Here is an 18,491-nt window from a genome sequence, read left to right on the forward strand (position 1 = left end):
AACCACCACGACGAAGAATCACACGACGACGTCGTACACCACGTCCCGGGACTTGACCATTCTTAGAGCTGAGAGGCGCAGGCTTTGGACGGTTGGGTTCGCTACGGTTAGGCGTGGGCAAAACGATCTACGTAGTGACCCATCCAGAAGCCACTCATCACTGCGAGGGTCTTGTCGGCGGCTGGTATGACTCAGACCTCACGGCCAGGGGCTTGGCCCAGACGATGTCAATAGCGCAATGGATGCGCGCACAGATCCCAGCCGGGGTCACCGCGGAGGTCTTTTCGTCGGACTTACTACGTGCCCGACGCACCGCCGACCAGATCGGTCACGCGATCGGATCGGCTGTGATGCTGGACCGAGACTTGCGTGAAAAGTCGTATGGGATTGCAGAAGGGCGACCCCAACACTGGCTCGATGAGCGGTTCATCCCCCCTCCTGCAGACGGTGACCGCCTGAACCACGACGAGGGCATCCCCGGAGCGGAAACAAAGGGAAAGTTCGCCGCTCGGGTCTACTCGGCGATGAGATCCATCACCGCGCGCCCCGCCGAACACCAGATCATCGTGACACATGGGTTCGCACTGACCTTCGTCATCGCCGCCTGGATACACATGCCCCCGGAGTCATTGGGCTACGCCAACTTTCGGTCGAACCCCGGCAGCATCACCACCCTCCGCCAGGATGACTACTTCCACAATCGCCAGGTGTCCGCGCTGGCCGACACACGTCACCTCGAACCCGCCACCTCTTAGAGCCACCGACGAATCGAATCGAACCGAGGACCTCTACCCGGATCCGAGTCGCCGCCGATGTTCTGCGGCAACGACAATGCTGGGAACCACATGTCTTCGACCAAGCCGCTCACCCGCAAGCCGGCAGCCAGATCCCTGTCGGGCGGCGTCCATATGAATGAATCACTCGAAGAAGCTGTGCTGCGGGAAGTCCGAGGAGACGGGTCTCACGGATTTGCGCTCTCGGCAAGCAACTGCCGATCGAGGACAACCCGCACCTCCTGACCGGGCAACCGCGCCGCACCACCTTCTTCACGGTCGAAGTTGATTCCGAACTCCTGATGCATGGGAGCACGTCGTGGGGAAATCCGACGCCGGCAGCCGCCAGCCGTGAGACCGGATCTGATCGGCCTCGAATCTCTACATGCGAGACGCGCGAATGTCTTGTCGACACCTCACAACAACGCCGCAAGCTCAAAATTCTGTCGCGCGCGGAATGGTCCGAGTGGCAGGTTGTCAGGATGGCCGACGAGGTGGTGTTCATCGGGGGACCGTCGGGGGTTGGCAAGTCCAGCGTCGGCTTAGAGATGCACGCCCAGTTGAGCGCCGCCGAAGTCTCGCACTGCGTCATCGACGGCGACTTCCTCGACATGGCCCACCCAACACCCTGGGAACACCGGTTGGCCGAGCGCAACCTCGCGGCCATGTGGACCAACTACCGCGCGCTGGGCTACACCCGATTGATCTACACCAACACCGTCAGCGTGCTGCCCACCGTGATGCAGTCGCTGCTTCAAGCAATGGGCGGCGACCTCGAAGCGGTCGCCATCCTGCTGACATGCAACGAAGACACCGCCCGCCAACGCCTCGGCGAACGGGAAAAGGGTTCAGCACTCAACCACCACATCGAATTAAGCAGGAAGATGGCGGTAACGCTCGAAGCCGACTGCCCACCGACCGTGCACCGTGTCCCTACCGACACCCGCAGTATCCAGTCGGTAGCTGCACACGTTATCCGGCTGACAGCCTGGCTTACCGGCTAGCCTCACCACCTGCGGAGTGAGACAAAACGATCGCTCTCGTTTGTCTAGAAACGAGATACCGTCCACAGTGACTGCGGCACCTGTTGAACGGGTCGAGCCTCCGTGGCGCAATTCAGTTCGAAGTCCTCACAGCCACCAGAGATTGACAACAACGATCCGAGACGGGATCTGAGCCGCCCTCATTCTCTAGAAGCGAGACGCTCCGCCAATTTCCGTGGTTGCTCGGCGGTGTCCCGTTCCTGCGTTCTGGTGCTGCTCGGTCTGCCACTCGACCGCCTGCCTGCGGCCAGCGCAGTCGTTTTCTGTGTGCTCGGAAAAGCTATGTCCCAGTTAAGTTTTCGCTATGCCTCCGGTAGGCGGTCTTCCTTCGTCGGCGCGACATTAGATAGACTTACTAAGTGTGGCGACGAGGAGGTGCACGATATGCCACGACGAAAATTGCGGCAGAGGCTGATCGGCGGGGTAGTGATCGGCGGAGCGCTCATGGCGGGAGCACTGAGCCTGTCCGGTGTGGCCAATGCCGCGCCGGCGGTTCAACTGGGGCCGGTTCCGCTGTGGGGTCCGCCGCCACCACCGCCCCCGCCATTCTGGGGGCCACCGCCGCCATACTTCTGGGGACCACCCCCGCCGTTCTGGGGTCCGCCGCCACCGCCCCCGCCGCCGTTCTGGGGCCCACCGCACCGGCGCTGGTGAACAACGCCCCCGAACGACGACAACGCCGAGGATTGCGGTCACATACTGACCGCAATCCTCGGCGCAATGGCTGTTGGAGCGCTTACTTCATCTGAAAGTTGGGTGCCCGCTTCTCCTTGAACGCCAGCGGGCCTTCTTTGGCGTCCTGGGACAGGAACACCGGGATGCCGTTGGCGGTGTCCGGCTTGAACGCGTCGAGTTCGTGCATGCCCTCGGTCTCGCGGATGGTTTTGAGGATCGCCTGTACGGCCAGTGGGCCGTTGTTGTTGATCACCTCGGCGATCTCCAGCGCCTTGTCCAGCGCTGTGCCGTCGGGCACCACATAACCGATCAGCCCGTAGGACAATGCCTCGGCGGCGGTGATGTGGCGGCCGGTCAGCAGCAGATCGCACGCGATGGTGTACGGGATCTGTCGGACCAGACGCACCGCCGAACCACCCATCGGGTAGAGGCTCCACTTGGCTTCGGAAATGCCGAACTTCGCGCTCTCGCCGGCCACCCGGATGTCCGTGCCCTGCAGGATCTCGGTGCCACCGGCGATGGCCGGGCCCTCGACCGCGGCGATCAGTGGCTTGGTGAGGCGGCGGCCCTTCAGCAGGCCGTCGATGCGTGACGGGTCGTAGCTGCCGTCCTTGAAGGAGTCGCCCGGCGGCTTCTTGGTCGCGCCCTTGAGATCCATGCCCGCGCAGAAGTAGCCGCCGGCGCCGGTGAGGATGCAGGTACGGATCTCCGGATCGTCGTCGACGCGGTCCCAGGCCTCCACCATGATCGAGAGCATCTCGGCGGAAAGCGCATTGCGCGCCTCCGGCCGGTTCAGCGTCACGATCAGGGTGTGTCCGCGCTGCTCAATGAGGGCGTCGGGCCCCTTTGGGGTATCGCTCACGGGTGTCCGCCTCTCTGCGTTCTCGACCCAGACTTGTCACGAAATGTAACACGTTCTAGTTTAGGTTCTGTGGCTCTGAATATCGCCGATCTCGCCGAGCACGCCATCGACGCTGTGCCGGACCGTGTCGCCCTGATCTGCGGGGACGAAAAGCTGACCTATGCCGAGCTCGAGGCCAAGGCCAACCAGTTGGCTCACTACCTCATCGCCCAGGGCGTCAAGAAGGACGACAAGGTCGGCTTGTATTGCCGCAACCGCAACGAGATCGTCATCGCGATGCTGGGCATCGTCAAGGCCGGCGCGATTCTGGTCAACGTCAACTTCCGCTATGTCGAGGGCGAACTCAAATACCTGTTCGAGAACTCCGACATGGTCGCTGTGGTGCACGAGCGCCAGTACTCCGACCGGGTCGCCAACGTGCTGCCGGAGCTGCCGCTGCTGAAGACCAAACTCGTCGTCGAGGACGGCAGCGATCTGGACTACCAGCGGTACGGCGGCGTCGAGTTCTACTCGGCCATCGCCGACCAGTCGCCCGAGCGTGATTTCGGGCCGCGCAGCGAGGACGACATCTACCTGCTCTACACCGGTGGCACCACGGGATTCCCCAAGGGGGTGATGTGGCGTCACGAGGACATCTACCGGGTGTTGTTCGGCGGCACGGACTTTGCGACCGGCGAACCGATCGCCGACGAATACGATCTGTCCAAGCAGGCCGTCGCGAACCCGCCGATGATCCGGCTGCCCATCCCGCCGATGATCCACGGCGCGACGCAGTCGGCCACCTGGATGGCGTTGTTCACCGGTCACACCGTGGTGCTGATGCCGGAGTTCGACGCCGATGCGACGTGGCGAATGATCCACGAGCACAAGGTGAATCTGCTGTTCTTCACAGGCGACGCGATGGCCCGCCCGCTGCTCGATGCGCTGTTGGCACACCAGGACGCCGGCAACGAATACGACCTCTCCAGCCTGTTCCTCCTGGCCAGCACCGCGGCGCTGTTCTCGACCAGTCTCAAGGAGAAATTCCTTGAGCTGCTGCCGAATCGGGTCATCACCGATTCGATCGGATCGTCCGAGACGGGTTTCGGCGGCACCAGCATCGTCGCCAAGGGGCAGAGCCACACCGGCGGCCCGCGCGTGACCATCGACAAGAACACCAAGGTACTCGACGACGACGGCAACGAGGTGGTCCCGGGTTCCGGCGTGCGCGGCATCATCGCCAAATGCGGCCACATCCCGGTTGGCTACTTCAAGGACGAGAAGAAGACGGCCGAGACGTTCCGGACCATCAACGGTGTGCGGTACGCGATTCCGGGTGACTACGCCGAGGTCGAGGCCGACGGCAGCGTGACGATGCTGGGCCGCGGCTCGGTGTCGATCAACAGTGGCGGCGAGAAGATCTACCCCGAGGAAGTCGAGGCTGCGCTGAAGGGTCACCCCGACGTGTTCGACGCGCTGGTGGTGGGTGTTCCCGACGAGCGTTTCGGTCAGCATGTCGCCGCGGTGGTGCAGCCGCGCGAGGGCGCCCGCCCTTCCCTGGCTGAACTGGACGCCTTCGTGCGCTCGGAGATCGCCGGGTACAAGGTGCCGCGCAGCCTGTGGCTGGTCGACGAGGTGAAGCGCTCACCGGCGGGCAAGCCCGACTATCGGTGGGCCAAGGAGCAAACCGAGCAGCGTGCCGCCGACGAGGTCCACGCGAATCACGTGGGAGCAACCAAATGAAGACAGATCTGTGCGAGCGGTTCGGGATCGAATATCCGATCTTCGTGTTCACGCCGTCGGAGAAGGTGGCCGCCGCGGTGAGCAAGGCCGGCGGGCTGGGCGTGCTCGGCTGCGTGCGATTCAACGAGGCCGACGACCTGGAGAACGTCCTGCAGTGGATGGACGCCAACACCGACGGCAAGCCCTACGGCGTCGACGTCGTCATGCCCGCCAAGATCCCCACCGAGGGCACCGCTGTCGACATCAACAAGCTCATCCCACAGAGTCACCGCGACTTTGTCGCGAAAACCCTTGCCGATCTTGGTGTTCCGCCCCTGCCGGAGGATGAGGAGCGCAACGAGGGGGTGCTGGGCTGGCTGCATTCGGTGGCCCGCAGCCACGTCGAGGTGGCGCTCAAGCATCCCATCAAGCTGATCGCCAACGCGCTGGGCTCGCCGCCCAACGACGTCATCGAGCAGGTGCACGCCGCGGGTGTGCCGGTGGCAGCGTTGGCGGGCAGCGCCAAGCACGCACTGCGCCACGTCGAGAACGGCGTGGACATCGTCGTCGCGCAAGGGCACGAGGCGGGCGGGCACACGGGCGAGATCGGCTCGATGGTGTTGTGGCCGGAAATCGTTGACGCGCTTCACGGTAAGGCCCCGGTGCTGGCCGCCGGCGGCATCGGCACCGGCAAGCAGGTCGCGGCCGCGCTGGCATTGGGAGCGTCGGGGGTGTGGATGGGCTCGGCATTCCTGACGTCGGCAGAATACGACCTGGGCCATCGGCTTCCCGGCGGCACGTCGACCATCCAGGAGGCGCTGCTGCGGGCGGGTACGGCCGACACCGTGCGCCGCAGGATCTACACGGGAAAACCGGCCCGGCTGCTCAAGACCAAGTGGACCGATGCCTGGGATGCCCCGGACGCACCGGAACCACTGCCGATGCCGCTGCAGAACATCTTGGTCAGTGAGGCGCATCAGCGGATGAACGAGTCGGACAACCCCGACACCGTGTCCATGCCGGTCGGTCAGATCGTGGGCCGCATGAACGAGATCCGTCCCGTCGCAGACATCATCGCGGAACTGGTGAGCGGATTCGAGGCAGCCACAAAGCGGCTCGACGACGTCCGCGACAGCTGATTTTTTCCTCGCGAGCAGACATCGCGGTACGCGACACGCCGCGATTGCGGGACCTTGATGTCTGTTCGCCGGAAAACGTGGGCGGCTACGGATCCGGTGGCCGGCTGTGATCGGCCGCTGCCCGAGCGACAGCGATGCGACTTGAGGTAGCGGCCGTCACGCGCTTGTTGTAGCGCATCCACGCCCAGAGCAATATCAGCGGAACCACCAGGCCGCCGATGCCGAACACGATGAAACTGGTGAACCCGCTCATGTGTTCGGTGAGCCACGCGAAATTCTGTCCGAAGAATCCGGTGATGAAAGTCAGCGGCAGGAACACCGTGGCCAGGATCGTCAGCTGTTCGATCGTGCTGTTCTGGCGCACGCTCACCTCGGTTTGTTCCACGGAGATGACGGCCATGTTCGCTTGCAGGACGGTGGCCAGGAGTTCCTTCTGAGCCGCCACTTCTTCGCTGATGAGATGCACGTGGTCGTGCACATCGCGCAGATATGGCGCGAGTTCGGCCTCCTCGACATTGCGCTCGACGCGAGTGAGCACCGCGAGCAAGGGGTGAACCGCGCGATAGAAGTTGGTGACCTCGCGACGTAGATCGTAGATCTTCTCGGTCGGCGCGACCGCACCGGAGAATACGGTTCCTTCGACCAGTTCGATGTCGGATTCCAGGCCGGCGACCACCGGCCCGTAGCCCTTGATCACCTGGTCGAGGATCGCCCACAACACCGAGTTCGGGCCGAGCGCAAGCAGTTTCGGATGTTGTTCGAGCCGGGTCCTGGCGCCGTGCAGCTCGCTCGCGACACCTTGCCGAACCGTGATGACGAAGCCGGGCCCGACGAAGATGCTGATCTCGCCGAAGTCGACTTCATCCTGATCGTGGTTGTAGCGGGCGGTGCGCAGGATGACCAATTGCACGCCGGATTCGTACTCCTCGACCTTCGGACGCAGGTGAAACGTCTTGGCGTCGTCGACGGCCAGCTCGTGCAGATCGAAGGAGTCCCGCACCTCGTCGAGTTCCTCACTGCTCGGCTCGAAGAGCCCCAGCCACACGAACCCGCCTTGATGGCATTGCTGTGCCGCTTCGTCCAGGGAGATCGTCCGGTCGCTTTGCCGGCTACCGTCGAGATAGTGCGCGCAGTCGACAATCACGGGACACCTCCGGCAGAACAAGGGTGTGGCTACTGGCTGTATTCAACACCGCCGTCGGAATCTACGGCCGGTATATGAGCGCACACCTTCGCCACATCCCAAAGTCGTGACGTCGCACCGGGTTTCCCGCGAGATTGTCTGAGAATTTGCTGGCGAGTGCCTGGACATCTCCCGCGAGCAGCCCCCGCAGGCGGGGGGCCCCAGCTGGGGCACCCCGACCCGCCGTGGTTGCCGGACCTTGGCGTCTGCTCGCGAGGGAAAGGTCAGCGGCCGGGCAACTTCTGGACGGCCTGGATCATGGGCGTCAATGCCTTCTGCCACAAGGTCTGCGAAATGCCGAGCGGCGGGTCGAGGTTGAGTACCCGTGCGGTGGAAACCGTCTGTGACTCGGTGTATTTGAGGATGCCGTCGGCCCCGTGGCGGCGACCGATGCCTGAGGCTTTCATGCCGCCCATCGGTGCCGCGGTGCTGCCGAACGCCAGCGCGTAGCCCTCGTCGACGTTGACCGTGCCGGCCTGCAACCGGGCTGCGATGGCCTCGCCCTCCGCCTTCGAGGCGGCCCAAACACTGGCGTTCAGGCCGTATTCGGTGTCGTTGGCCTTGGCTATGGCCTCCTCGACGGAATCCACCGGATAGATCGACACGAGCGGGCCGAACGTCTCGTTGCGTCCGCACTCCATCTCATCGGTCACGTCGGTCAGCACGGTCGGTTCGAAGAACAGCGGGCCGATGTCCGGACGGGCATTGCCGCCAGCGATCACCTTGGCGCCCTTGACCTTTGCGTCATCCACGTGCCCGGAGACGGTCTTGATCTGATCCTCGGAGATCAGGCTGCCCATGTCGGCGGTGAAGTCATAGGCGCCCGAGAGCTTCATGTTTCGCACCCGCTCCCCGAACTTGGCGGTGAACTCCTCGGCGATATCCCGTTCGACGTAGATGCGCTCGATGGAGATGCACAGCTGCCCGGCGTTCGAGAAGCATGCGCGGGTGGCGGCTTTGGCAACCACGTCCAGGTTCGCGCCCTTGGTGACGATCATCGGGTTCTTGCCGCCGAGTTCGGCGGAGAAACCGATCAGCCTGCGGCCGCACTGTTCGGCCAGTGAACGACCGGTGGCCGTCGACCCCGTGAACATCAGGTAGTCGCAGTTCTCCACGATCGCGGTGCCCACCACCGAACCAGGCCCGGGAACGACCGCGAACAGATCGCGGGGGAGGCCGGCCTGGTACAGCAGTTCGGCGTTGGCCAGGGTGCAGTACGGGGTTTGGCTGTCCGGCTTGACGACGACGGCGTTACCGGCGAGCAATGCCGGGATGGAGTCCGAAATCGACAGTGCCATCGGGTAATTCCACGGGGAGATCACGCCGATGACGCCCTTGGGATGGTGGTTCACCACGGTCTTGACGAAGCCGGGCAGTAGGCCCTGGACGCGCTTGGGGGAGAGCAGTTTGGCGGCCTCGCGCGCGTAGTAGCGCGAGTTGAGAATCATGTCGACGATCTCTTCCTGCGCGGCCGACCGGGCTTTGCCGGTCTCGGCTTGAGCCACGTCCATCAGGAAGTCGCGGTTCTGTGCCACCAACTCGCCGAATCGCTCGATGATCGCGCATCGGTCCTTGACCGGACGCTTTGCCCAGTTCGCCTGTGCAGCGCGGGCTTTTGCGAACGCAGCGGTGACATCCTCGGCGGTACCGACCGGGATGGTGGTCAGCTCTCTGCCGGTGAAGACCTCCTCGATCGACTTCGACTGACGCGCGTCAGGATCGGCGATCGCGACGAGGTTGCGGAGCCGGGCGAAGTCGGCGGCGGATGGAGCGGGCATGGAGGACCCTCCCTACTGGCGAGTAACTAGCGTATTAGGCCCAACCTACCCGGTACCCGTGGTCCGACCAACCCTCCGGGGAGCCAAGAAATCCGTCGAACGTCGTCTCCAACCGACAGACCTACCGGCACCGGATGGCTCGATGTTGTCCGATCTGTTCACGACTGTGCTACCCGAGCTGCTCTAACCTGCGGATATGCCTGTTCAGTTCACCTCGACCGTCGTCGAAATCGTGGCCAAAGACCTACCCCGCTCGCTGGAGTTCTATCGGTTGCTCGGCCTCGAGGTCCCCGAGCCGGATGGACCGCACGTCGAAGTGGCCCTGCCCGGCGGCAACACGCTGGCATTCGACACCGAGGACGTGATGGCCGGGATGCACGCCGACTGGACCCCGCCCACCTCGGCCGGCCGGGTCGCGATCGCGTTCGGTCTGGCCGCGCCCGCCCAGGTCGACGATCTCTATGGGCGGCTCACCGCTGCCGGGCACCCGGGCACGCTCAAACCGTTCGATGCGCCATGGGGCCAGCGCTACGCGACCGTCGAAGACCCGGACGGCACCTCGGTGGACCTGTTCGCGGCGTTGCCCAGCTGACGAAGGGGCAGCCCGGCCAGCGACCGCACCTCGCGGTACAGATGGGGCTGGTCGGCATAGCCCGCTTGGGCCGCGACGGCGGCGGGCGCGAGGCCTGACTGCAGGAGCCGCATGGCCCGTCGGAAGCGCAGGATGCGCCGCAGCTGCGCCGGACCGTAGCCGTACACCGCCGAGCAGTGCCGCTGCAGGCTTCGGCTGGACCAGCCTGTGGCGCGGGCAATTTCGATGACGCTGGCGCCGTCGGCCAACCGTCGGGTGATCTGGTGCAGGACCGGCAGCGACCAGGGTGCGGTCTGCGCGCATGGGGAGGAGGCGACGAGCGTGCGGGCCAACCCCTCCAGTGTGGCGTCATGGCGGAGCGTGCGCAGCTCCCGCACAGCGGTCCGGGTATCGCGAAGCTCGACGGCCGGGACGCCGAGCAGTCGCGGTAGGACACCAGGTCGAAATCGCAAACCCTGCACCGATTCCTGGCTGCCGCACGCTGTGAACGCCGTGGTGTCAGGACCGGCCACCACGAGCTCGTCGTCGAGCCGGATCAAGTCCATGCACCCGTCGGGCAACACGCGGCTGGGCGCTGCCGGACCGGTGCGCATCCACTGGCACTCGATCAAGTCAGCCAACCCGCGCGGTGGCGGCAGTTCGCGGTAGCCCACGACCGTGACGTTACCGGTCCACGACGACGTTTTTCGGCCCGAACGACGCGACAATCGCCTCCTGCGGCGGCCGCCAACGGTCGATCCCGAGGTCGGTGAGTGTGTCGGCGTCGTCGGTCGGTGTGGCGGCCGTGAGCAGCAGCGCGGCTTCGTAGCTGAGCCCGTCGCCGAGGGGCAGCACCCCGCCGACTTGGTCAGAAAGCCAGCCGATGGCTCGGAACACGCTCGGTGACAGCGGGATTCGGCGAATACTCCGTCCGGTTCCCTCCGCGAGCGCGTCGATCATCTCGTCGAACGTCAGCATGACGCCGCCGCAGACGTAGCGCCGCGGACCCCGGCCGGGTCGCATGAGCCGCACATGAACGTCGGCGACGTCGCGGACGTCGATCATCTGCATGCCGCCCCGCAGTCTGGGGGCGATCCGGGCGCGCACGATCGGCGCCCAGCCCCGCTCTGTGACGCCCGCGGCGGTGAAGTAGGCCGGTCCGACGACCGAGGACGGATAGGTGACGACGACGGGCGCGCCCTGTTGCTGCAGCCGCCGCGCCACCCGATCGGCGTAGGCCTTGGTTTGCGCGTAGGGGCTCCGCCCGGGGGCCGGTGGGGTCTCGGCGGAGATGACGCCATCGGGCGGCGGGAACAGCGCGCTGTAACTGCTCACGGAGACAACAGGATCCAGACCTGCCTCAACAGCGCGGGTCAGCACCGACTCGGTGGCGTGGGCGTTGATCTGCCACATCAACTCGGTGCGCCGTCGGTCGGTACCCACCACGCCCGCGGCGTGCAGAACGGCCTCACACTCGGCGAGCAGCTGGTCGACGATGCCGTTGTCGCGGATGTCGCCCTCGACGACCGTCAGATCGCCGACGCTCGCGAGGTGGCCGAGCACCGGATCGTCGGCGCATCCGGGCGCGGCCAACAGCCGGACCTCATGCCCGGCCTGCAGCAGTCCGCGCACGATATGAGCGCCCACATATCCTGTCCCGCCGGTCAACGCGATTCGCACAGTTCACCTTTCGATCGGCCACACCGGATCGGCGCAGTCGATGCCCTCCGCGGACAGCTGTCGCTTGATCACCTTGAACGTCTCGGTGCGCGGCAGCCCGGTGGCGACCCGAACGTGCGCAGGCCATTGTTTGGGCCCGAGATCGGACTGGTCGGCCAGGAACGTCCGGAACGCGGCCGGATCGAACACTGCGCCCGGCCGCAGCACCAGCGCGGCCATCACCTGATCACCCACCGCCGGATCCGGGATCGGGTACACCGCTACTTCGACGATGTCGGGATAGCGCAACAGGATTCGTTCGATCGGCGCGGTACCGAGGTTCTCGCCGTCTACCCGCATCCAGTCGCCGAGCCGCCCGGCAAAATATGCGTAGCCGTTCTCGTCGCGGTAGGCCAGGTCGCCGGTGTGGTAGACACCGCCGGCCATGCGCTCGGCTTCGGCGTCCGGATCGTTGTAGTAGCCACGGAACCAGCCGCGGCCCCTCGGATTGACCAGTTCGCCGGCGACGCCCGGCGGGCAAGGCTCACCGGTGTCGATATCGAGGATCGTCACCTCATCGGTGAGCGGGCCCAGTGATCCCTCGGGAGTGTCGGGGGTGCGGGCGATCGCCACCCCACCTTCGGTGGAGCCGAACCCGTCGACGACCATCACGCCGAACCTCTTGGCGAACCGGTCGATGTCGCGCGGTGCGGCCTCGTTGCCGTACATGATCTTCAGGGGATTGTCGGCATCGTCGGGGTGGGCCTCGGTGGCCAGGATGTAGGACAGCGGTTTGCCGACGTAGTTGGCGTAGGTCGCGCCGTAACGCCGCACGTCGGAGAGGAAACCCGATGCGGAGAACCTGCGGCGCAACGCAATTGACGCGCCGGCCGCGGCAGCGACCGCCCAGCCGGCCATGATCGCGTTGGAGTGGAACAGCGGCATCGACAGGTATGCGGTATCGGCCGCGCCGAGCCCGAAGCGCTCGGCGAGCATCCGACCGGGAAACGCGACCTTGTCGTGGGTGATCCGGACGGCCTTGGGGTCGCCGCTGGTGCCCGAGGTGAAGATCAGCATGAACAAGTCATCGGCGGAGAGGTTCCGAAACGTCACCGGGGTGCCCGCGTGCGATCCGAGTTCGCTTGCCCAGGAGGCTGATTCGACGTCGATGTGGTCGACGCCGGGTGGAACCGTTTCGGGGTTGTCGGTGAGCACCAGTTGGCAGTCGGCCCGGGCGATGTCGTTAGCCAGTGCCTCACCGCGTCGGGTCGGGTTGAGCCCCACCGGAACCAGGCCCGTCAGCCCGGCGGCCACCAGCAGGCTGGAGAAGAACGGGGTGTTGCCGAGCAACACGCCGACGTGCGGTGGCTTGGCGGGATTGAGGCGGGCCCACAAGGCCGCCGCCAGCTGGGCTCCCGCTGCGATGTGATCGGCCCAGCTGACGAATGTGTCGTCCGCGTAGATGCCGCGGTCGGTCACGTTCGCCAGCGGGGCCAGTAGTTGCGTGACGGTGGGGGCGGTCAAGCCGGCGTGCGGACTCGGCACAATCAAGCCGGCGTGTCTGCCAATTCGCGTCCGATCCGCAGCAGCTGTCCGGTCGCGCCGCCGAGAGCGAACTCGGTCTGCTTGGCGGCCAGGAAATAGCGATGAACCGGATGATCCATGTCGATGCCGACACCGCCGTGCACGTGCACCGTGGTGTGCGCGACCCGGTGCCCGGCCTCGGCGGCCCAGAATGCGGCGCTGGCAACGTCGATGTCGGCGGGAAGGTCCTCCGACAGCCGCCAGGCGGCTTGGGTGAGCGTCAGGCGCAGGCCCTTGAGGTCGATGTAGCCGTCGGCCAGCCGCGACGATACGGCCTGGAAGCTGCCGATCGGCCGGTCGAACTGCTCACGTTCGCGGGCGTACTCGGAGGTGAGCTCGAGCGCGCGTTCCAAGACGCCGAGCTGGTATGCGGTGCGGCCCAGGTCGGTGTGCGTCGTGAGCCAATCCACGACGTCGGCGCCGCCGACGAGGCGTCCGGCGCTCACCTCGGTGCCCTGCAACTCCAGCAGTCCGACGCTGCCGCGGGCGGTGGTGTCCAGCGCGGTCACCGTCACCCCGGGATCATCCGCGGCGACCAGGACCAGCCTTGTCCCAGAACCAGTTTCGGCCGGAACCAAGAACGCGTCGGCCACCGGTCCGAAGGAGACGAGGGTGCGGGTGCCGGTGAGGCGGTAACCGTTACCTGCGGACTGGGCCTGCACCGGGCCCTGGCCCATCTCGCCGTCGAGCGCGACCGTCAGGATCTTCTCGCCCGCCACCGCGGGCGTCGCCCACTGGGCCCGTAGCTCGTCAGATCCGAATGCGGCGAGCGCACCGGCGGCCAGCACCACCGACTCCAGGTATGGCACTGCGGCCAGCTGACGGCCCAGCGCGGTCAGCACCGCGGTCTGCTCGAGCACGCCGAAACCCCCGCCCCCCAGCGACTCTGGGGCAGCGGCCGAGAGCACGTCGGCCTCGACCAGCTTGGCCCACAGGTCGCGGTCGAAGCGCTGCGGAAGCCCGTCGAGCTCGCGCTGATGTTCGGGAGTGCACACCGATTCGGTGATGGTGCGCACCAGGCCGCCCAGATCGTCGGCGGCTTCTGTGGTCGTGAAGTCCATTGCTGTGGTGTCCTTACCGGTTCACTCGGGGCAGGCCGAGGGCAACCATGCCGATGATGTCACGCTGAATCTCGTTGGTGCCGCCACCGAAGGTCAGAATCAACGCCGAGCGGTGGAAGCGTTCGACGCGGCCGCGCAGCAGCGCGCCGTGGCTGTCGCCCCGCAGTGTCGCCGATGTGCCGAGCACCTCCATGAGCAATCGATAAGCCTCGGTGGCCAACTCGGTGCCGTACACCTTGGCCGCCGATGCGTCGGCGGGGGAGGGCGCGGCGTCCTGCGCAGAGGCCAGCTCCCAGTTGATCAGCTTGAGCACCTCAGCCTTGGCGTGCACGCGGGCCAGGTTGAGCTGCACCCACTCGGCGTCGATCAGTCGCTTGCCGTGCACGTCCTTGGTGTTCTGCGCCCACTCGCGCACACCGTTCAGCGCGACGTAGATGGGCTGCGCGGAGACCAGCGCGACGCGTTCGTGGTTGAGCTGGTTGGTCACCAGCTTCCAGCCGGCGTTCTCCTCGCCGACCAGGTTGGTCACCGGGATACGCACGTCCTGGTAATAGGTGGCGCTGGTGTCGACACCGGACATGGTGTGCACCGGTGTCCAAGAGAAGCCTTCGGCTGTCGTGGGCATGATCAACATGGAAATCCCGCGGTGCTTCTTCGCCTCGGGGTTGGTCCGTACCGCCAGCCACACGTAGTCGGCGTATGCGATCAAGCTGGTCCACATCTTCTGGCCGTTGACGACATAGTCGTCGCCGTCGCGGACGGCGGTGGTGCGCAGCGCGGCCAGGTCGGTGCCGGCGCCCGGCTCGGAGTAACCGATCGAGAAGTGCAGCTCACCGGCGGCGATCTTGGGCAGGAAGAACTTCTTCTGCTCCTCGGTGCCGAAGTGCATGATCGTCGGGGCGACGCTGTTGATGGTCAGGAACGGCACCGGGGCGCCTGCGATCGCGGCCTCGTCGGTGAAGATCAGCCCGTCCATCGGCGGGCGGGCCTGGCCGCCGAACTCCTTCGGCCAGCTCAGCGTCAGCCAGCCGTCCTTGCCCATCTGAGCGACGGTCTCGCGGTAGACGTTGCCGCGACCCATCTCGCCCTCTGAGGAGTTGAGTGCTTCAACCCGCTCCGGCGTCATCAGCTGGGAGAAGTACGCGCGCAGTTCGCGGCGCAGCTCCTCCTGCTCCGGGGTGTAACCGATCCGCATCCGCTTGCATCCTCACTGCTTGATGGACCTGAGTTCTCACCCGGTTGTAACACGTTCTAGTCTTGGGGTCCAGGCCGGTGCTTCACTGGCGTCGGTCGGACCGGGTCGTATTCTGTGGCTGCGTGCCGGCAGCCGGGTGCGCACACACGTCTTGAGGAGGTCGTGATGCGAGTTGAAGTTGACCGTGATCGGTGTGAAGGCAATGCGGTGTGCGTGGGAATTGCCCCCGACCTGTTCGATCTCGACGACGAGGACTACGCCGTGGTGAAGGCCGATCCGGTGCCTGCCGATCAGGAGGGGCTGGCCGAGCAATCCATCGCGGAATGCCCCCGCGCCGCCCTGCTTCGCAAAGACTAGAGGCATTCATAAATGTGACCGCACCGCGCACGCGGGAGCGGCAAGGATCAAGCGCACGCGAGGAGCGATATGACCAACGCTGATATCGACCTGTCCGGAAAAGTCGCGGTGGTGACCGGCGCGGCGGCCGGGTTGGGCCGGGCCGAGGCCATCGGGCTGGCCCGGGCCGGAGCCACTGTGGTGGTCAACGACATGGCTGCCGCGCTCGACGCGTCGGATGTGTTCGACGAGATCGCGGCAGCAGGCTCCAAGGGCGTGGCCGTGGCAGGTGACATCAGCCAGCGTTCGACGGCCGACGAGCTCGTGCGGACCGCGGACGAGCTGGGCGGCCTGAACATCGTCGTCAACAACGCAGGCATCACCCGCGACCGCATCCTGTTCAACATGACCGACGAGGAATGGGACGCGGTCATCGCGGTCCACCTGCGCGGCCACTTCCTGCTCACCCGCAATGCGGCCACCTACTGGCGCGCGAAGGCCAAAGCAGGGGACGGCAGCGTCTACGGCCGCATCGTCAACACCTCGTCGGAGGCCGGCCTCTCCGGACCCGTCGGGCAGCCCAACTACGGCGCCGCAAAAGCCGGCATCACAGCCTTGACCCTCTCAGCGGCGAGGGCTCTGGAGCGCTTCGGGGTGCGGGCCAACGCCATCGCGCCGCGCGCCCGCACGGCGATGACCGCAGAGGTGTTCGGTGACGCGCCGGAGCTTGCTGACGGCGCGGTCGATCCGCTGTCCACCGATCACGTGGTCACCTTGGTGCGTTTTCTCAGCTCACCGGCAGCCGAAGCCGTCAACGGCCAGCTCTTCATCGTTTATGGTCCAACTGTCACGTTGGTCGCGGCTCCGACGGCGGAACAGCGCTTCACGGCGAATGCCGACGCGTGGGCGCCGGAGGACCTCAGCGTGACACTTCGCGATTACTTTGCTGATCGTGACCCTGAGCGTGGATTTTCGGCCACCGCGCTCATGACGGAACGAGACTGACCGTCTCGGAGCTGAGGATTCAGCGCCGGGTAGAACACGTTCTAGAAAGGTGTCAGCGTTACGGGTCTTGATCAGCAAAAACGCGAGAATATTGACTGTTTTTGCCGTTCTTTGACACTGCGAACGTGTTCTAGTTAATATGAGCCGGCTCACTAAGAGCGACGTAAGAACATGGGGTGGGAGCGCCGCGGGGCGCGACGGCCTAGGGTCTTTCGCCATGGAGCCCAACACCTGCCCCGACCGCCGAGAATGGAGCCGAGGTTGATCGAACAGCTTGCGGTTCCGGCCCGGGCCGTGGGCGGGTTCGTCGAAATGTCGTTGGACACTTTCGCCAAGATCTTCCGCCGCCCGTTCCAGCTCAAGGAATTCCTCGATCAGACCTGGATGATCGCGCGCGTGTCGCTGGTGCCGACGCTCCTGGTCGCCATCCCGTTCACGGTGCTGGTGGCGTTCACCCTCAACATCCTGCTGCGGGAGATCGGCGCCGCCGACCTGTCCGGGGCGGGCACGGCGTTCGGCACCATCACCCAGCTGGGCCCGGTCGTGACCGTCCTCGTCGTCGCGGGCGCCGGTGCCACGGCCATCTGCGCTGACCTGGGCGCCCGGACCATCCGCGAAGAGATCGACGCGATGCGGGTGCTTGGCATCGACCCGATCCAGCGTCTGGTGGTGCCCCGCGTGCTGGCCTCGACGTTCGTGGCCCTGCTGCTCAACGGCCTGGTGTGTGCCATCGGCCTGGCCGGCGGTTACGTCTTCTCGGTCTTCCTGCAAGGCGTGAACCCGGGGGCCTTCATCAACGGCCTGACCGTGCTGACCGGTCTCGGCGAGTTGGTGCTCGCCGAGATCAAGGCACTGTTGTTCGGTGTGGTCGCCGGTCTGGTCGGCTGCTACCGGGGCTTGACGGTCAAGGGTGGCCCGAAGGGTGTCGGCAACGCCGTCAACGAGACCGTGGTCTACGCGTTCATCTGCTTGTTCGTCATCAACGTGATCATGACCGCCATCGGCGTCCGGGTGCTCGTCCGGTGACCGGCATGATTGTTGCGTGCGAAACGACCGGGGGAGCGGAGATGGCGACGGCATGAGTTATGACGCCACACTTCGTTTCCGCCGACTGTTTCGCGGCGTCCCGCGCGTCGTCGACAACGTCGGGGAACAGGCACTGTTCTACGGCGAGACCATGCGCTACATCCCCAACGCCGTCACCCGGTACCGCAAGGAGACCATCCGCCTGGTCGCCGAGATGACGATGGGCGCGGGCGCGCTCGTCATGATCGGCGGCACGGTCGGCGTCGCGGCCTTCCTGACCCTGGCCTCCGGTGGCGTCATCGCCGTCCAGGGCTACTCGTCCCTCGGCAACATCGGCATCGAGGCGCTGACGGGCTTCCTGTCGGCCTTTCTCAACGTGCGCATCGTCGCGCCGGTGATCGCGGGAATCGCACTGGCCGCAACCATCGGCGCGGGCGCGACCGCACAGCTGGGCGCGATGCGGGTGGCCGAGGAGATCGACGCGGTCGAGTCGATGGCCGTGCACGCCGTGTCCTACCTGGTGTCGACGCGGCTGATGGCCGGGCTGATCGCGATCGTGCCGCTGTACTCGCTGTCGGTGCTCGCGGCGTTCTTCGCAGCAAGGTTCACCACGGTGTTCATCAACGGACAGTCCGCTGGCCTGTATGACCACTACTTCAACACCTTCTTGATCCCGAGCGACCTGTTGTGGTCGTTCCTGCAGGCCATCGTGATGGCCGTCGCCGTCATGCTCGTGCACACCTACTACGGCTACAACGCCTCCGGCGGCCCGGTCGGCGTGGGCATCGCGGTCGGACAGGCCGTGCGTACCTCGCTGATCGTCGTCGTCACCATCACCCTGTTCATCTCCCTGGCCGTCTACGGCGCGTCCGGCAACTTCAACCTCTCCGGGTAGGCCAG

General features: G+C 65.6%; 18 protein-coding genes. 10 read left to right on the forward strand and 8 right to left on the reverse strand.

Annotated features, from left to right (window positions below; genetic code table 11):
• Positions 1-113: 113 nt before the first annotated feature.
• The 3 genes from RMCB_RS31615 to RMCB_RS36165 all read left to right on the forward strand — a co-directional run bounded on the left by RMCB_RS31615 (position 114) and on the right by RMCB_RS36165 (position 2,470).
• Positions 114-755 (forward strand): histidine phosphatase family protein, encoded by a 642-nt coding sequence (locus tag RMCB_RS31615; protein ID WP_062831913.1) that lies wholly within the window; start codon positions 114-116, stop codon positions 753-755.
• Between the two features lie 500 nt (positions 756-1,255).
• Positions 1,256-1,777 (forward strand): DEAD/DEAH box helicase family protein, encoded by a 522-nt coding sequence (locus RMCB_RS31620; protein WP_062831914.1) that lies wholly within the window; start codon positions 1,256-1,258, stop codon positions 1,775-1,777.
• A gap of 423 nt (positions 1,778-2,200) precedes the next feature.
• A complete protein-coding gene (locus RMCB_RS36165) occupies positions 2,201-2,470 on the forward strand; it encodes a hypothetical protein (protein WP_201028377.1) in 270 nt (89 codons plus the stop codon).
• A gap of 82 nt (positions 2,471-2,552) precedes the next feature.
• Here the strand turns inward: RMCB_RS36165 and RMCB_RS31630 are convergent, their stop codons facing one another.
• Positions 2,553-3,353 carry a crotonase/enoyl-CoA hydratase family protein gene (locus tag RMCB_RS31630; RefSeq protein WP_029374116.1) on the reverse strand — a complete coding sequence of 267 codons (801 nt, stop codon included), beginning with the start codon at positions 3,351-3,353 and terminating at the stop codon, positions 2,553-2,555.
• Between the two features lie 69 nt (positions 3,354-3,422).
• Between RMCB_RS31630 and RMCB_RS31635 the strand changes: the two genes are divergently transcribed.
• Together RMCB_RS31635 and RMCB_RS31640 are read left to right on the forward strand one after the other, a co-directional pair.
• A complete protein-coding gene (locus RMCB_RS31635; protein ID WP_062831915.1) occupies positions 3,423-5,075 on the forward strand; it encodes a medium/long-chain-fatty-acid--CoA/3-oxocholest-4-en-26-oate--CoA ligase in 1,653 nt (550 codons plus the stop codon).
• Complete coding sequence (locus RMCB_RS31640) at positions 5,072-6,193, forward strand: NAD(P)H-dependent flavin oxidoreductase (RefSeq protein ID WP_062831916.1); 1,122 nt, start codon at positions 5,072-5,074, stop codon at positions 6,191-6,193. Before RMCB_RS31635 ends, RMCB_RS31640 begins: the two co-directional genes overlap by 4 nt.
• Before the next feature lie 85 nt (positions 6,194-6,278).
• Here the strand turns inward: RMCB_RS31640 and RMCB_RS31645 are convergent, their stop codons facing one another.
• Positions 6,279-7,337 carry a magnesium and cobalt transport protein CorA gene (locus RMCB_RS31645; RefSeq protein WP_029374119.1) on the reverse strand — a complete coding sequence of 353 codons (1,059 nt, stop codon included), beginning with the start codon at positions 7,335-7,337 and terminating at the stop codon, positions 6,279-6,281.
• A 263-nt stretch (positions 7,338-7,600) separates the two neighbouring features.
• On the reverse strand, positions 7,601-9,154 hold the full coding sequence (locus RMCB_RS31650) for a succinic semialdehyde dehydrogenase (RefSeq protein ID WP_029374120.1): 1,554 nt from the start codon (positions 9,152-9,154) through the stop codon (positions 7,601-7,603).
• Positions 9,155-9,350: 196 nt separating this feature from the next.
• Between RMCB_RS31650 and RMCB_RS31655 the strand changes: the two genes are divergently transcribed.
• Complete coding sequence (locus RMCB_RS31655; RefSeq protein ID WP_029374121.1) at positions 9,351-9,746, forward strand: VOC family protein; 396 nt, start codon at positions 9,351-9,353, stop codon at positions 9,744-9,746.
• Here RMCB_RS31655 and RMCB_RS31660 read toward each other — a convergent pair.
• From RMCB_RS31660 to RMCB_RS31680, 5 genes are read right to left on the reverse strand one after another with little or no spacing between them, the layout of a single operon-like run.
• On the reverse strand, positions 9,683-10,399 hold the full coding sequence (locus RMCB_RS31660) for a helix-turn-helix domain-containing protein (protein ID WP_062831917.1): 717 nt from the start codon (positions 10,397-10,399) through the stop codon (positions 9,683-9,685). The genes RMCB_RS31655 and RMCB_RS31660 overlap by 64 nt on opposite strands.
• 10 nt (positions 10,400-10,409) lie before the next feature.
• Entirely contained in the window at positions 10,410-11,405 is a 996-nt protein-coding gene (locus tag RMCB_RS31665; protein ID WP_062831918.1) for an NAD-dependent epimerase/dehydratase family protein, read from the reverse strand.
• Between the two features lie 3 nt (positions 11,406-11,408).
• A complete protein-coding gene (gene fadD17, locus RMCB_RS31670; RefSeq protein ID WP_062832009.1) occupies positions 11,409-12,908 on the reverse strand; it encodes a long-chain-fatty-acid--CoA ligase FadD17 in 1,500 nt (499 codons plus the stop codon).
• Between the two features lie 23 nt (positions 12,909-12,931).
• The gene (locus RMCB_RS31675) at positions 12,932-14,029 is read right to left on the reverse strand and encodes an acyl-CoA dehydrogenase family protein (RefSeq protein ID WP_062831919.1); all 1,098 of its coding nucleotides are present in this window, start codon (positions 14,027-14,029) and stop codon (positions 12,932-12,934) included.
• Between the two features lie 13 nt (positions 14,030-14,042).
• Positions 14,043-15,224, reverse strand: coding sequence for an acyl-CoA dehydrogenase family protein (locus tag RMCB_RS31680; RefSeq protein ID WP_062831920.1), 1,182 nt, complete (start codon positions 15,222-15,224; stop codon positions 14,043-14,045).
• A gap of 165 nt (positions 15,225-15,389) precedes the next feature.
• Between RMCB_RS31680 and RMCB_RS31685 the strand changes: the two genes are divergently transcribed.
• From RMCB_RS31685 to RMCB_RS31700, 4 genes are all read left to right on the forward strand, one after another.
• The gene (locus RMCB_RS31685; protein ID WP_062832010.1) at positions 15,390-15,581 is read left to right on the forward strand and encodes a ferredoxin; all 192 of its coding nucleotides are present in this window, start codon (positions 15,390-15,392) and stop codon (positions 15,579-15,581) included.
• Positions 15,582-15,650: 69 nt separating this feature from the next.
• Positions 15,651-16,565 carry a 3-oxoacyl-ACP reductase gene (locus RMCB_RS31690; RefSeq protein ID WP_062831921.1) on the forward strand — a complete coding sequence of 305 codons (915 nt, stop codon included), beginning with the start codon at positions 15,651-15,653 and terminating at the stop codon, positions 16,563-16,565.
• Between the two features lie 261 nt (positions 16,566-16,826).
• Positions 16,827-17,591 carry an MlaE family ABC transporter permease gene (locus RMCB_RS31695; RefSeq protein WP_029374128.1) on the forward strand — a complete coding sequence of 255 codons (765 nt, stop codon included), beginning with the start codon at positions 16,827-16,829 and terminating at the stop codon, positions 17,589-17,591.
• A 52-nt stretch (positions 17,592-17,643) separates the two neighbouring features.
• The gene (locus RMCB_RS31700; RefSeq protein ID WP_029374129.1) at positions 17,644-18,486 is read left to right on the forward strand and encodes an MlaE family ABC transporter permease; all 843 of its coding nucleotides are present in this window, start codon (positions 17,644-17,646) and stop codon (positions 18,484-18,486) included.
• Positions 18,487-18,491 lie beyond the last annotated feature (5 nt).

Origin of the sequence: Mycolicibacterium brisbanense (genome assembly GCF_001570425.1) — a bacterium.
GTDB lineage: Bacteria > Actinomycetota > Actinomycetes > Mycobacteriales > Mycobacteriaceae > Mycobacterium > Mycobacterium brisbanense.